Here is a 12,881-nt window from a genome sequence, read left to right as displayed (position 1 = left end):
CTCAGTTTCGCCGACCGCTTCTATTCCGCCATCACCGGAGGATGGTCGGCCTGACCGCGAAGGGGCTTTTCCGGCATCAGGCCTAGTGTGATCAGCGCCAGCAGCAGCGTTGCCGCGGCGACAAGGAAGATCATCACGAAGGGCACCACTGAAATAGCCTGTCCGACGGCAAGCGTGCCCTCACCGGCAAGCGGCAAGCCGTAGCCAAGCGCGACAGCGCCGAGCATGGCGACGCCGAGCGCGCTGCCCAGCGATCGCAGGAAGGTCAGAACGCCGGTTGCGACGCCAAGATGCGCGCGATCGACGGCATTCTGAACCGATACGGTGGCGACCGGGAAGGTGGTTCCGCTTCCCAGGCCGATGCAGATCGTCAAGATCTCGACAACCAGCAGCGAGGCGTGCCCGGCGACCAGAGCAAGCAGTCCGAGACATAGGATCGAGAAGAACACGCCGACCATCGCGATCCGCTTGTAATGGACGAAGCGCGGTATTGTCCGTCCGCTGAATGTGGCGCCGGCCACGGTGCCGAGCAGCAGGCCCAGCATCGCCAGACCCGACTCGCTGACCGAGAGGCCGACAATCGACTGCAGATAGACAGGCAGATAGACCGCCAGACCTATGTTGGCGGCCTGCAAGAGGAACATCGACGATGTGCCGGCGAGAACGATCGGGTTGCTCAGCACTTCAAGCGAGATGAGTGGTTCGGCCGCGCGCAGCAGCCGCAAGGCAAACGCGACCCAGAAAACCACCGAGACGGCCAGCAGCCCAACAATTTCGCGCGACAGCCATGGATATTCGCTGCCGCCCCAGTTCAGCGCCAGCAGCAGCAATGCCGTGGCCACGACAAGCAGCAGCGCGCCGAGGGCGTCGATGCGATGCTGCTTTGCGGCAATAGGCAGCTTCTTGAGCGGGTTGTTGATGATCGCCATGGCCAGCAGGCCGAGCGGAATGTTGATCCAGAAAATCAACGACCAGTGCAGATGTTCGGCGAAAGTGCCGCCGAGCAGCGGCCCGGCGATGCTGGCGACAGCCCAGGTGCCGGAGATCCAGGCAGCGTAGCGCGCCCGCTCGCGTGGCGGAACGAGGTCGCCGATGACAGTCTGCGTCAAGGTGAAAAGGCCGCCACCACCGGCGCCCTGGATCGCCCGCCCGACAACCAGCACAAACATGTTGGGGGCCATGGCGCTGACCAGCGAACCCAGGAGAAAGATCAGGATCGCCGCATAAACGGTGGGCCGGCGGCCATAGACGTCGGAAATCTTGCCGTAAAGCGGTGCCATGGCGGTCGCGGTCAAGAGGTAACCGGTGACGATCCACGGCAGGTATTGCGCATGGCCGAGCGCATGCCCGATGGTCGGCATGGCAGGCGCCACGATGGTCTGATCGAGTGCCGCCAGCAGCATTGACAGCAGCACGCCGGCGATGATGGCGTTCTTTTCGGTTTCGCTCAGTGGCACGCCGGCTTCCACCATCGTTGGCTTGTCGACAGCCTGATCCATGATCGTTCATCCGTAAGCTTGCGATTGACCGGCACTGTCCGGCCGTTCCGGTCCCTTTGACCGTTTTGATCGCATTGGCGTTTTGAAGCCCGCGCCTGGCGAGCCCTGCTATATGTCGTTCCGTAATAGGCCGATTTCGACAGGCGCCCGAAAGTTTTTCGAGGCTGGCACTACGCTTCGGTGGATTTGGCTTTCGCCGGCGCCGCGGGTTTTCGAGTCAGGCCGGCGGCAGCTGACCCCTCTCGATGCGTTCGATGCGATAGCGCAGCAGCCTCAGGATGCGGCTTTCGAAATTGACGCTTTCGACACGGTCGAACTGCAGCTGCGCCCGGTCATGCCTGGCCAGAACGGCCGCGGTGATTTCGGCGGCCTTGGCCTTGGCAGCGTCGCAATTCCTTTGCGGGTAGGTGGCTTTCAGGTCCTCTTCGAGTTCCCGGCCATGGTTCTTGGCAATCTCGACATGGCGCTCTTCATGGCGTCTGATGTCGGCGGCCAGCGTGTCCCAGAACAGCCTGACATCGGCATCGGCCTTGCGCGAGCGGCGCCATTCGGGAAGGATCACCTTCACCTTGACGGTCACAACCGCGTCGGCGATCCGGCAGGAGTTCGAAGTCTTGGCATAGCTGATGCGGGTGGTGAAGGCCATCTGGGTTGCGCCCGGGTGCCGCGTGCCCGTGCTTTTGACCTCCGGCCCGCGTTTGGAGAGTTGTGCCTCGATGTCGTCGAGGGTGCTGCCGCCAATGGCGAAATAGCTGTACGTCTTGACGAGATTGGCCGCACCAGCCGGGACGGCAGTGGCGGCAAGCAGCAGCGCACAGAGCAGGGATGGTTTCACGCCAAGCATGGATCGGTTCATCATGTTGCCTCTTCGACCACCTTGCTTTACGGCCGTTGCCAGCGCAACGGAATTGATCCGTAGCGGATCACACATCGTTGATGAGCCTCTTGGTTGATGAGCCCATGGTTGCTGAGCAAATGACGGCTAGGCGATGGCAGCTGGCACATGGACGCCATCTCGACCTTGGCGGCAAAGCCGTAGTCGTCGGCATCCTCAACGTCACCCCCGACAGCTTTTCCGACGGCGGACTGTTCGACGCCCCCGAAAAGGCGTTGGCCCAGGCACGGCGCATGATGGGGGAAGGGGCACTGGTCGTCGATGTCGGCGGGGAATCAACCCGCCCGGGCGCCGCCGCGATATCGGCGAGCGACGAACAGGCCCGCATCCTGCCGGTGATCGAAGCGCTGGCGAGTGCCGGCGGGGTGCTGATTTCGGTCGATACCTACCGCGCCGACACCGCCCGGCTCGCGGTCGCCGCCGGCGCACACATCGTCAACGATGTCTGGGGGTTGCAGCGCGAGCCCGACATTGCCCGCGTCGCCGCCGACACCGACGCCGGCCTTGTCATTATGCATACCGGGCGGGGCCGCGAGAAGCTGCCGGACGTGATTGCCGATCAGTTGGCGTTCCTGCGAAAATCGCTGGAAATCGCCCGCCAGCATGGCATCGCCGACGACCATATCGTGCTCGATCCCGGATTCGGCTTCGCCAAGGAGACGGCGGAGGAAAATCTCGATCTGATGGCGCGCTTTTCCGAGCTCAGTGCACTTGGCTTGCCGCTGATGGCCGGTACCTCGCGCAAGCGCTTCATCGGCACCGTGACCGGCCGCGACGCGGCTGGCAGGGGTGTCGGAACGGCGGCGACCAGCGTCATCCTGCGGCTCAAGGGCGCCGATCTGTTTCGCGTCCATGATGTCGCATTCAACGTGGACGCGCTGGCGCTCGCAGATGCTATGCTGGCGCGTCAAAGCGACCAGGCGAGAAACTGAGCGATGTATGTCATCCGCATGAAGAATTGCGCGTTCTTTGCCCGGCACGGTGTGCTGGACGAGGAGGAAAGGCTCGGCCAGCGCTTCTATGTCGATGCCGCTCTCACCGTCGATCCCGGCCGGGCGCTTGTCGATGATTCCATCGAGGACACGGTCAACTACGGTATCGCTTTCACGGAGATCGAAAAGATCATCACAGGACAGCGCCGCTTTCTGATCGAATCCCTGGCACTCGAGGTCGCCCGTGCACTGGCGGCGCGTTTTCCGCAGATCAAAAAAGCCGAGATCACGGTGCGCAAGCCAAACGCTCCGGTCCCCGGTGTGATCGATTACGTCGAGGTGACCGTTGTCTGGCCCGAATAGCACGGTCTATCTCAGCCTTGGCGGCAATCTTGGCGACCCGGCGAAATCGATGAGCGCGGCGCTGCGCATGCTGGATGCCGACGCAGATACGCGCGTCACCGGCGTATCCTCGCTCTATCGCACACCGCCCTGGGGCAAGCTCGATCAGCCGGATTTTCTCAATGCGGCTGCCGAAATTTCCACCGGACTGGTGCCGCGCGCCTTGCTCGACCTCTGTCTGGATGCCGAGCGCAGACTGAAGCGGGTGCGCGAGGAGCGCTGGGGACCGCGGCTGATCGACATCGACATTCTGGTGTTCGGCGACCGCGTCATTCACGAGACCGGACTGGAAGTGCCGCATCCGCGCATGCTGGAACGCGCCTTCGTGCTGGCGCCGCTGGCGGAGATTGCGCCGGGCCTGGTTGTCGGTGGCCGCAGCGTCGCGGACCGGCTGGTCGCGGTCGACACTTCCGGTATCGAGCGATTGCCGTCCGGCCGGGATTGGTGGCTGGTCTGATGCCCGGGCGGGGCGACAGCAGGACCTTCTAACCGGAGAAGCCGCCGCCATCCAGGAACGCTTGCTCCTGGGGTGTGGTCTCGCGGCCAAGCATCCTGTTTCGGTGCGGAAAACGGCCAAAATTCCGGATGATATCGCGGTGCTCGAGCGCATATTTCAGGTTGAACTCGGCTTTGGCCTTGTGCAGCTCGACCGATACCTCCTGGTCGGCAAGGTTTTCCGAATGCTCGAACGGCAAATACAGGAACACGCGGACTTCAGGTTCCAGTGCCAGATCATGGCCGGCCGCGACGGCCTTTTGAGCAAAATGCTTCGCCAGCGGATCGGTCGCGCACATATGGCCGGTGCCGCGAAAGCAGTTCCGCGGAAACTGGTCGAGCAGGATCATCAGCGCCAGCGAGCCTTCGGCGTGTGCCGACCAGTCGTCGCATTCACGCCGCGCGGCGGCATAGTGGAGATCGAGAAAGCGGTTGCGGAAGTCGGCATCGAAAGCCTCGTTCTTCTCGAACCATGCATCCTCGCCGGCGTCGCGCCAGAATTTGGTGACCGACAGGGCTCTGCTGTCCAATTCCATGCAAAACTCCTTGTTCAGTCCGCGGGTTCGGATTTGTGCAAAACACCGGCTGTCTCTTCATTGAGTGCCCGGCCGGTGCGGCGCGGCTGGGTGAGGGGCGTGGGAATGGGCGTGCCGATATTACCCCTCAGGAAGCGTTGTCCGGCGCGAACACCTTCGGCGAGCTGGGTTTCGAAGCGGGCGGTATCGCGGCGTCGCACATCCTCGATCACCTCTGCCACGTCTTCGGGATCGACGCCGAGCGATTCCAGTGCCGAGCCGCCGAAAACCAGCGCCGATTCGAAGGTTTCGCGCAGCTGGAAGTCGACGCCGGCACGAATGAGCTGCAGGGCTGTGCCGCGGTCGAAAGCCCGGGCGAGCACAGTGAGTAGCGGAAATTCGGCCTTGATCAGCTGGGCGATGCGAACGGCCACATCCGGCTTGTCGACGCAGATCAGCACGGCGCGCGCGCGGCCAGCCCCGGCTGCATGCAGGATGTCCAGCCGCGTGCCATCGCCATAATAGACCTTGAAGCCGAAATCGGCCGCCGCCTGGATCATTTCGACATCGTTGTCGATGATCGAGACATCGATGCCGCGCAGGAGCAGCGGCTGACTGGCGATCTGACCGAAGCGGCCGAAGCCGATGATCAGCACGCTGCCGGTCAGGCCATCGGCTATCTCGACCCCGTCGAGCGACTGCTCGTCGCGCGGTGTGAGATACCGCAGGGCGATGATCGCCAGCGGCGTCAGCACCATCGAGATGATGACGATCGCGGTCAGGGTCGCGTTGGCCTGGTTGTCGATGATGCCGACAGCGGCGGCAGCCGAATAGAGGACAAAGGCGAATTCGCCGCCTTGCGCCATGAAGACCGCACGCTCCAACGCTTCGCGATGGCGGGTTTTCAGGACCCGGGCCACGATGTAGATGCCGAGCGCCTTCATCACCATGTAGGCGACGACATAGATGGCAATCAGCCGCCAGTTCGCGACCACCACATGCAGGTCGAGCGACATGCCGACGGCAAGGAAGAACAGGCCGAGCAGGATGCCGCGAAAGGGTTCGATGTCGGCTTCGAGCTGATGCCGGAAGGTCGATTCCGACAGCAGCACGCCGGCCAGGAATGCACCCATCGCCATCGACAGGCCGCTGAGCTGCATGGCGAGCGCCGATCCGAGGACGACGAGAAGGGCGGCAGCCGTCATCACCTCGCGGGCACGGGCATCCGCCAGGATGCGGAAGAACGGATTGAGCAGATAGCGTCCAGCCAGCACCAGTCCGACGATCGCGGCAAGGCCGATGCCTATCTCGGTGAAGCGCTCCGCCAGGCTGGTGTCGGCGCCGCCGGGCGCCAGGAATGCGATCAGGGCCAGCAGCGGCACGATGGCCAGGTCCTCGAGCAGCAGCACCGAGACGATGCGCTGGCCTTTCGGCTCGGCGATTTCGCCGCGTTCCTCCAGAAGCTGCATGACGATCGCCGTCGAGGTCAGCACGAAGCCGGCGCCGGCGACGAAGGATTGCGAGATTGGAAACCCTCCCGCAACGCCAACAGCGGTCAGCAAGACCGCGCAGACGGCAACCTGCAGTGCACCGAGGCCAAATATCTCGCGGCGCAGACCCCATAGCCGCGACGGCTGCATCTCCAGTCCGATGATGAACAGGAACATCACCACGCCGAGCTCAGCGACATGAAGGATGGCTTCCGATTCGGAAAAGACGCGCAGGCCAAACGGGCCGATCACCACACCGGCGGCCAGATAGCCGAGAATCGAGCCGAGGCCCATGCGCTTGAAGATGGGAACGGCGACAACGCCGGCTGCAAGCAGCGCCACCACCTGAACCAGATCGTTGCTCGATGCCTCTACCGCCATTCCGCCATTCCGCTCGTTTGAGGACCGATTCCGATTTCGAAGTTCTTTGACAAGCGGCGAAGATAGGGGCTTCGGTGGGTATCGAACAGCCCGAATCCGGATCACCAGCGATGTTGCGGGCGCGTTACACAAGTTGACGCTGGGAACGCGTTGCATCTTGCCACAATCGAAGGCTAAGGACGCTCGGCTTCGGCCATTGGAGGGTGAGCGACGATCAAGTCGAGCCCTTTTGAGGAGATGACTGACATGAAGAAGTTTTTGTTTGTTGCCGTCGGCCTGGCGGTGCTAGCCGGTTCGGCTTGCTCGAAGGCGCCCGAGTGCACGGCCGAGATCGCAACCAAGAAAGCGCAGGACATGGCTGCCGCGCTGCAGGAGGCTATCACCAAGGACCCGTCCAAGGCGGCTGATCTGACGGCCAAGGTGCAGGCGGTCACAACCAAATATCAGGGCACCACGACATTGGCCGACGCCTGCAAGGCCTATGACGAGGTGACGGCCGCGATCAAGGGCTAAGCGCAGGATTGAAGTGGTTTGAACGAGGCGGCGACCCTTGGGTCGCCGCCTTTTTGCTTTTAGTGATCTATGATTGTTCAGTTTGGCGCGATGGAGCCGACTTCGATGGAATCGACGCGCTTCAGGCTCATGCCGATCACCGGCACCAACTGGTCGTCGACGCGCACGGCAATGGTCACCGTCATCGAATTGTCGTCGGGGATGCGGGCCTGCATCACGCCGCGAAGCTGGTTGCGGTTGATGGTGAAGACGACCTTGCGGGCGTCGACGACATTGCCGCCGATGATGTCGAGGCCGGAACCGGTCGCGCCGCCCATGAAGCTGCCCTTGTAGCCCTCGCGGCCCTTGCGCTCGATCGTGGCCGACATTTGCTGGGTGAACATGCCGACCCGGCAACCGCCGTCGAGTGTCATGCCGACCTTGCCGTCCGGCGTCGAGCCGGTGAAGCTGCAGTTGAATTTGGTGCCTTTGTACTTGCCGGCGACGATTTCGCCGGGTCCGATCCATTTGCCTTCGGCCGACTGGAAGAACTGCTTGTCCGGCTCCGCGGCGGAAGCCGCTCCGGCAATGCCGACGAGTGCTGTTATCACGGTTGCCAGGGGCAAGACGCTGGACAGATTTACACTTTTCATCGACGACACCCGGCAACAAAGAGGCTGTTTGGAACCGGTCTGACCATGAACAAGATTGGTTAATGCTTCGTCACCGCGGGGCCGCCGTAAAGCAGTCCGGTAACAATTCCGAAGATCCAAAAGCTGCAGCCCGGTTCACTTGCCGGATGGGGCCGTTTCGGCATCCTTCCTGGTTGCAAACGATGTCAGCGCCGAGAGGAAATCGCCCAGTCCCGGACGCTTCGCGGCGCTGAAGGGCAGGGGACGCGTTGTCTCCATCGCCGCGATGCCGATGCGCGCCGTCATCATGCCATTGACGACACCCTCGCCCAGCTTGGCCGAAAGGCGCGCCGCCAGGCCGTGGCCGACGATCTGCTGGACGAAACTGTCGCCGACGGCGATCGAGCCGGTGACCGCCAGATGCGCCAGCACGCTGCGGGCCAGGCGGAAGAAGCCGAGCGTTCCCGGCCGCCCGCCATAAAGCTCCGACAGGCGGCGAATGAGCCGCCCGGCCTCGAACACGACATAGGCGACATCGACTAGCGCGCGCGGGCTGACCGCCGTCACCAGCGAGACGCGTTTGGCGGCCTCGAGAATCATCACCTTTGCCCTGGCGTCGAGGGGGCCGAGAATTTCGGCTTCGGCCAGGCGCACCAGATTGCCGCCGTCGATGATTTCGCCGCGCAGTTCGGCCAGTGCGTGCCGGCCGGCGGCCGTCTCGGGCTTGGCCGCGACGAAGGCCGACAGCTCGTCGACCACCGATCGTGCCGCCTTGGGATCGTCGCGCGCAATCGCATCGAGCGCCCGTTTCTGCAGCTTTACGACCTCGGCGAGGCGGGCGATGGCCAGGAACTCGCGGATCAGGATGACCATCAGCGCCAGCACGGCAATGGCCGCCATGCCGGCGGCCAGCCAGCCCAGCCACTCGGCGCGTGCAAAGAGGTCACGTATGAGCTGATCGGTCCACAGGCCGACAGCCAGCGAAACCAGCACGCCAAAGGCGCCGAAGAAGATGCTGCCGAGCAGCGACCGCCTTCTGGGGGCGATCGCCGGCGGCGGTTCGGCGGCAACGATGTCAGGCTCGTCGAAGACATCGACTTCCGCCGGGATGACCATCGCGACATCGGTCTTCATCGCGCGGGGCTTCCGCTGGGAGTCAACCTGGGCCTGGACACGGCGTGCCTCAGGCGCCTCTTGTTTCGATTTGGCTTCCGGCTCGATACGAAATGCGGCCGGCTTGCGGGGCGCGGTCATGCCAGATGATCTCCAATCAGGAACTGCAAGGCACGGTCGAGCCGGATGTGCGGCAGCGACAGCGTGACACCTTCGGCGGTGCGTTCGAGTTTTGGTGGACGGAAGCGGACGAAGCGGATTGTCGGGTCCACGGAGTCCTGCTTGTGATCGGGCCCCGAAACATCGAACACCGCATCAATATTCTCCGGTAAATCACCGGGAAATATGGCAGTTTCCGTTTTGCCGTCAAAGGTTTCGCCGTTGATCTTCTCGCCGGCGATAGGTCTGCCGATGATGACGGGAAGCGTCTCTCGGCCCTGCTTGACGGTGCCTTCTCGCGTCGCGCGCACCGCCGCCATGGCGACCACATCGACATCGGCGCCGGTGAAATTCGCCCGGGCCACGGCACGGTCGGCAAGGCGCCGCACGATCGCCTGCAAGCGGTCATGGCTCTCGTGGTGCAGATGGTCGGCCTTGGTAGCGGCAACCAGGATGCGGTCGATGCGTCGCGAAAACAGGTCAGTGAGGAAGCTGCCGCGGCCGGGACGGAAACAACTGAGGATCTCAGTCACCGCGCGTTCCAGGTCGGCCATGGCGCCGGGGCCGGCGTTCAGCGCCTGCATGGCATCGATCAGCACGATCTGACGATCGAGGCGCGTGATGTGTTTGCGGAAGAACGGTTTGACGACATGCGTCTTGTAGGCCTCGTATCGCCTGTCCATCATGGCGTGCAGCGACCCTGGGCGTGGGCGCCTGTCGCCTAGCCCAGCCAGGGGCGCGAAGGTGAGTGCGGGCGAGCCTTCGAGATCGCCAGGCATCAGGAAGCGGCCGGGCGGCAAGGTCGAAAGCGCCCGCTCGTCGAGCTTGCACGCCTTCAGATAGGCGGCGAAGCTTTCGGCCAGGCGGCGCGCCATCATCTCGTCTGCATCGGCGTTCGGGTCGATCTCCGTCGACAGCGCCCGCCAGCCTTGCGACAGGTCCTCGCGCACCGGCAAAACGGCCATCTCGAAGGCTTCGTGGGAAAAATCACCGAAGGATTTGCCGAGCAGCGGCAGGTCGAGCAGCCATTCGCCGGGATAGTCGACGATATCGACCGACAGTTTGCCGGAGGAAAACATACGGCTCCAGCCGGAGGCCGATTCATATTCGATGGTCAGCCGCAATTCGGAAATGGCGCGCGTCGAATCGGGCCAGGCGCGATCGTTTACCAGTGCGGCGATGTGATCCTCGTACTGGAAGCGCGGCACGGCGTCGTCAGGCTGCTGTTCGAGGAAGGCACGGGCGATGCGCCCGGATTTTTGGGCCTCGAACAGCGGCAGGCGTCCGCCATGGATCAGATTGTGGACGAATGCCGATATGAACACCGTCTTGCCGGCGCGGGAAAGGCCCGTGACACCCAATCGCAGCGATGGAGAGAAAAGCCCGGTGGCGCGGCCCGACAGCGTGTCGAGGGCAATCCTCGCCTCGTCGGTGAAAGTGGTCAGCGATGATGCCAAAATGTGATCTCTCGGGCTTCGGTCCGCCCGATATAGGCTGTAGATCCCGGCTTTGAAATGGCTTCAGAGATCCGCCGGCGTCAGGAACGCTTCGAGATGGCCGGTGCCCTGGGCGGCTTTTGCCAGATCGCCGTCAAAGCGGACGACCGCCAGACCGGTGGTCGGGAACCCGTGGTTGAGTGTGGCCCGCGCCGTCTCGTCGCCGTCGCCCGAAACCGCCATGGCGAGATCCTCCGTCATCGGGTTGTGGCCGATGACCAGCAACGAACCCGATCCGCCATTGTCGCGGATGAGGCGGAGGTAACCGGCGGCGTCTTCGCTGTAGAGCGTGTCGAAGAACAGGACCCGGCCGGTATCGGTCTGACCGGCCAGGCCTTCCAGCGTTTCCTTGGCGCGTTTGGCGTTGGAGCAGATGGTCAGGTCCGGAACATAGCAGCGGGACCGCATGGCGGCGCCCATCATTTCGGCATCGGCGCGGCCGGATGCGTCGAGCGGGCGGTCGAAATCGCGCATGCCGGGCAGTGCCCAGCCGGCCTTGGCATGTCGCAACAGATAAAGCGTGCCCACCCAACCTCCGCTGACGCCGAATGCCGAACATCCTGGATTAGCCACGAGAAAGCCGTTGCGCACAATGCCCCGTGTTCTTCAAACACAGCGAATCATCGATGTGCGGTGCCGCAAAAGGCGCTTGTGCTTCGGCGCGAAGATCATGCCGGTCTTCGAAAAGCATGTTGCACGGGATCCAAAGTGTCGAAGCGTAGTTTGGAATCAAAACGACCATTCGCTGCTGCAAAGGCGCCCGCCACCGAACATTAACAATTGCGTGAGACAGCGGCCGATTGCGCTTGTGCAGGCGTCGGACCGCGAATATATAGGCGCCAAAATAGGGGCAGTTTGGGTGAGTCGAATGAACGACATCGTTACCGCCGATTACATACCCTCCGAAGACGAGCCGTTCATGAACGAACGGCAGAAATCCTACTTCCGCCAAAAGCTCGTCACCTGGAAGAATGACATATTGCGCGAAGCGCGCGAAACTCTCGAAATCCTGCAACAGGAAAACGCCAACCACCCCGATCTCGCCGACCGCGCTTCTTCGGAAACCGACCGCGCTATCGAGCTCAGGGCTCGCGACCGCCAGCGCAAGCTCATCGCAAAGATCGATTCCGCCCTGCAGCGCATCGACGAAGGCACTTACGGCTATTGCGAGGAGACCGGCGAGCCGATCGCGCTTAAGCGGCTCGATGCGCGTCCGATCGCGACGTTGTCAATCGAAGCGCAGGAGCGGCACGAGCGCCGCGAAAAGGTCTATCGCGACGACTGAAGCGGCGCCGATGGGCCGTGCTCAAAGCGATCTGCAGCGATGTTGATAATCAAAATGGCCGGTTTGCCGGCCATTTTTTGTTGCCCACAACCTTGACCGGTTCATTTCCCAGCCCGCTGGGCAGATCAGCATCTGATCATCTCTTCTGGCTGGAGAGTTCGCCCAGAAGCTTGGTCATTTCGTCGTCGAGCGACTGCGGTGCCTTCGCCGCCGGGCTGCTCACCGGGCCGCTCGTACGCGGCTGGTCGAGCGATACTTCGAGTTCCTTCATCAGCTTATCGTCGATGCTGTCCTGCTTCGGCGGCGGTGGCGCCTGCCTGACGGCATTGGCGTTCGCGGATCCATAGGCGGGCAGCGGTGTGACATTGGTCGGCTGGTAACTTTGCGGCTTTGGTAGCGGTGCTGGTGCCGGCACCGGTGTTGGCGCCGGCGTTGCCTGGCGCGGGCGTGCGGGCGGCGCCGCGTTCACCGGCTGCGGAGCAGGTGCCTGCCTGGCCGGCGGCGGAGGCGCGGGTTGAGGTGCACGCGGTTTCGCCGCGGGGGCAGCGGCGGCCGGGACCGGCTGCAAGCCGCCATCTCCGGTCAGCGCCGGGCGGCGTGGTGCCGAAAGCCTGATGTCCCGTTCGACCACAACATCGGTTGGACCGCCGATCAGCAGCAGATGTTCGATATCATCGCGGCGTATCAGCACCAGCCGGCGATGGCTGTCGACGGCGGTGGCGTCCATGACGGCCAGCCGCGTCTTGCGGTTCCTGCCGCCGGCAACGAAGGTTCCGAACGTCAGGTTGCGCACGAGCTTGATGATGACGAGAACGATGACCAACAGGACAAGCGCTGCAAACGTCCACAACAGTGCTGCGGCATAACCGGGGCCCGCCACGCTATCCAGCCATTGCATTGGTTTTCCCTGATTGCCCTTGGAAGGTGACGCGACACTAGACCGTTGCGGCGGGCTACCGCAATGCGTTTCGCGCTTGATGAACAGCTTGAAAACTCCGAAGGCCGGAAGATATCATTTTTATCCGACATTTGCCGCCCAGGCCTTTTCCGGACTAGGAGAATATGATTCAACCCGCTAGGGGCGGGTGTCGGAAC

14 protein-coding genes are annotated in these 12,881 nt (G+C 63.1%); 5 read left to right on the top strand and 9 right to left on the bottom strand.

Annotated features, from left to right (window positions below):
• Positions 1-20: 20 nt before the first annotated feature.
• The gene (locus AC0ZT5_RS04335; RefSeq protein WP_488495416.1) at positions 21-1,499 is read right to left on the bottom strand and encodes an MDR family MFS transporter; all 1,479 of its coding nucleotides are present in this window, start codon (positions 1,497-1,499) and stop codon (positions 21-23) included.
• 217 nt (positions 1,500-1,716) lie between these two features.
• Positions 1,717-2,355, bottom strand: a complete 639-nt coding sequence (locus AC0ZT5_RS04330) for a DUF922 domain-containing Zn-dependent protease (RefSeq protein WP_477288906.1) — start codon at positions 2,353-2,355, stop codon at positions 1,717-1,719.
• 119 nt (positions 2,356-2,474) lie between these two features.
• Between AC0ZT5_RS04330 and folP the strand changes: the two genes are divergently transcribed.
• From folP to folK, 3 genes are read left to right on the top strand one after another with little or no spacing between them, the layout of a single operon-like run.
• The gene (folP, locus tag AC0ZT5_RS04325; RefSeq protein ID WP_488495415.1) at positions 2,475-3,326 is read left to right on the top strand and encodes a dihydropteroate synthase; all 852 of its coding nucleotides are present in this window, start codon (positions 2,475-2,477) and stop codon (positions 3,324-3,326) included.
• Between the two features lie 3 nt (positions 3,327-3,329).
• Entirely contained in the window at positions 3,330-3,689 is a 360-nt protein-coding gene (gene folB / locus AC0ZT5_RS04320) for a dihydroneopterin aldolase (protein ID WP_477288904.1), read from the top strand.
• Entirely contained in the window at positions 3,673-4,185 is a 513-nt protein-coding gene (gene folK / locus AC0ZT5_RS04315) for a 2-amino-4-hydroxy-6-hydroxymethyldihydropteridine diphosphokinase (protein WP_488495414.1), read from the top strand. The genes folB and folK overlap by 17 nt, the downstream gene beginning before the upstream one ends.
• Before the next feature lie 28 nt (positions 4,186-4,213).
• On the opposite strand, the gene AC0ZT5_RS04310 is transcribed toward folK, so the two are convergent.
• Both AC0ZT5_RS04310 and AC0ZT5_RS04305 read right to left on the bottom strand, forming a co-directional pair.
• A complete protein-coding gene (locus AC0ZT5_RS04310; RefSeq protein ID WP_095085089.1) occupies positions 4,214-4,759 on the bottom strand; it encodes a DUF924 family protein in 546 nt (181 codons plus the stop codon).
• A gap of 14 nt (positions 4,760-4,773) precedes the next feature.
• Entirely contained in the window at positions 4,774-6,609 is a 1,836-nt protein-coding gene (locus AC0ZT5_RS04305; RefSeq protein WP_488495413.1) for a monovalent cation:proton antiporter-2 (CPA2) family protein, read from the bottom strand.
• Positions 6,610-6,855: 246 nt separating this feature from the next.
• Here AC0ZT5_RS04305 and AC0ZT5_RS04300 point away from each other — a divergent pair, with 246 nt between their 5' ends.
• Positions 6,856-7,122, top strand: a complete 267-nt coding sequence (locus AC0ZT5_RS04300) for a hypothetical protein (RefSeq protein ID WP_095085087.1) — start codon at positions 6,856-6,858, stop codon at positions 7,120-7,122.
• Between the two features lie 77 nt (positions 7,123-7,199).
• Here the strand turns inward: AC0ZT5_RS04300 and AC0ZT5_RS04295 are convergent, their stop codons facing one another.
• The 4 genes from AC0ZT5_RS04295 to AC0ZT5_RS04280 form a co-directional block, all read right to left on the bottom strand.
• Complete coding sequence (locus AC0ZT5_RS04295) at positions 7,200-7,754, bottom strand: hypothetical protein (protein ID WP_488495412.1); 555 nt, start codon at positions 7,752-7,754, stop codon at positions 7,200-7,202.
• 135 nt (positions 7,755-7,889) lie between these two features.
• Positions 7,890-8,987 (bottom strand): YcjF family protein, encoded by a 1,098-nt coding sequence (locus AC0ZT5_RS04290; RefSeq protein WP_488495411.1) that lies wholly within the window; start codon positions 8,985-8,987, stop codon positions 7,890-7,892.
• The gene (locus tag AC0ZT5_RS04285) at positions 8,984-10,462 is read right to left on the bottom strand and encodes a YcjX family GTP-binding protein (protein ID WP_488495410.1); all 1,479 of its coding nucleotides are present in this window, start codon (positions 10,460-10,462) and stop codon (positions 8,984-8,986) included. The genes AC0ZT5_RS04290 and AC0ZT5_RS04285 overlap by 4 nt, the downstream gene beginning before the upstream one ends.
• Before the next feature lie 63 nt (positions 10,463-10,525).
• Entirely contained in the window at positions 10,526-11,029 is a 504-nt protein-coding gene (locus AC0ZT5_RS04280; protein WP_477288892.1) for a SixA phosphatase family protein, read from the bottom strand.
• 340 nt (positions 11,030-11,369) lie between these two features.
• Here AC0ZT5_RS04280 and dksA point away from each other — a divergent pair, with 340 nt between their 5' ends.
• Positions 11,370-11,786, top strand: coding sequence for an RNA polymerase-binding protein DksA (dksA, locus tag AC0ZT5_RS04275; RefSeq protein WP_095085082.1), 417 nt, complete (start codon positions 11,370-11,372; stop codon positions 11,784-11,786).
• 136 nt (positions 11,787-11,922) lie between these two features.
• Here dksA and AC0ZT5_RS04270 read toward each other — a convergent pair whose 3' ends face one another.
• The gene (locus AC0ZT5_RS04270) at positions 11,923-12,684 is read right to left on the bottom strand and encodes a hypothetical protein (protein WP_488495409.1); all 762 of its coding nucleotides are present in this window, start codon (positions 12,682-12,684) and stop codon (positions 11,923-11,925) included.
• Positions 12,685-12,881 lie beyond the last annotated feature (197 nt).

The organism is Mesorhizobium sp. CNPSo 4670 (assembly GCF_057784235.1).
The sequence above is the reverse complement of the archived record's forward strand: the minus strand, read 5'-3'. Positions and strand labels throughout refer to the sequence as shown.

Coding starts and splice junctions, on each gene's coding strand:
- AC0ZT5_RS04290 (WP_488495411.1), bottom strand. CDS start 8,987: ATGACCGCGCCCCGCAAGCCGGCCGCATTTCGTATCGAGCCGGAAGCC.
- AC0ZT5_RS04305 (WP_488495413.1), bottom strand. CDS start 6,609: ATGGCGGTAGAGGCATCGAGCAACGATCTGGTTCAGGTGGTGGCGCTG.
- AC0ZT5_RS04295 (WP_488495412.1), bottom strand. CDS start 7,754: ATGAAAAGTGTAAATCTGTCCAGCGTCTTGCCCCTGGCAACCGTGATA.
- AC0ZT5_RS04270 (WP_488495409.1), bottom strand. CDS start 12,684: ATGCAATGGCTGGATAGCGTGGCGGGCCCCGGTTATGCCGCAGCACTG.
- folB (WP_477288904.1), top strand. CDS start 3,330: ATGTATGTCATCCGCATGAAGAATTGCGCGTTCTTTGCCCGGCACGGT.
- AC0ZT5_RS04335 (WP_488495416.1), bottom strand. CDS start 1,499: ATGGATCAGGCTGTCGACAAGCCAACGATGGTGGAAGCCGGCGTGCCA.
- AC0ZT5_RS04310 (WP_095085089.1), bottom strand. CDS start 4,759: ATGGAATTGGACAGCAGAGCCCTGTCGGTCACCAAATTCTGGCGCGAC.
- dksA (WP_095085082.1), top strand. CDS start 11,370: ATGAACGACATCGTTACCGCCGATTACATACCCTCCGAAGACGAGCCG.
- AC0ZT5_RS04300 (WP_095085087.1), top strand. CDS start 6,856: ATGAAGAAGTTTTTGTTTGTTGCCGTCGGCCTGGCGGTGCTAGCCGGT.
- folP (WP_488495415.1), top strand. CDS start 2,475: ATGACGGCTAGGCGATGGCAGCTGGCACATGGACGCCATCTCGACCTT.
- AC0ZT5_RS04330 (WP_477288906.1), bottom strand. CDS start 2,355: ATGAACCGATCCATGCTTGGCGTGAAACCATCCCTGCTCTGTGCGCTG.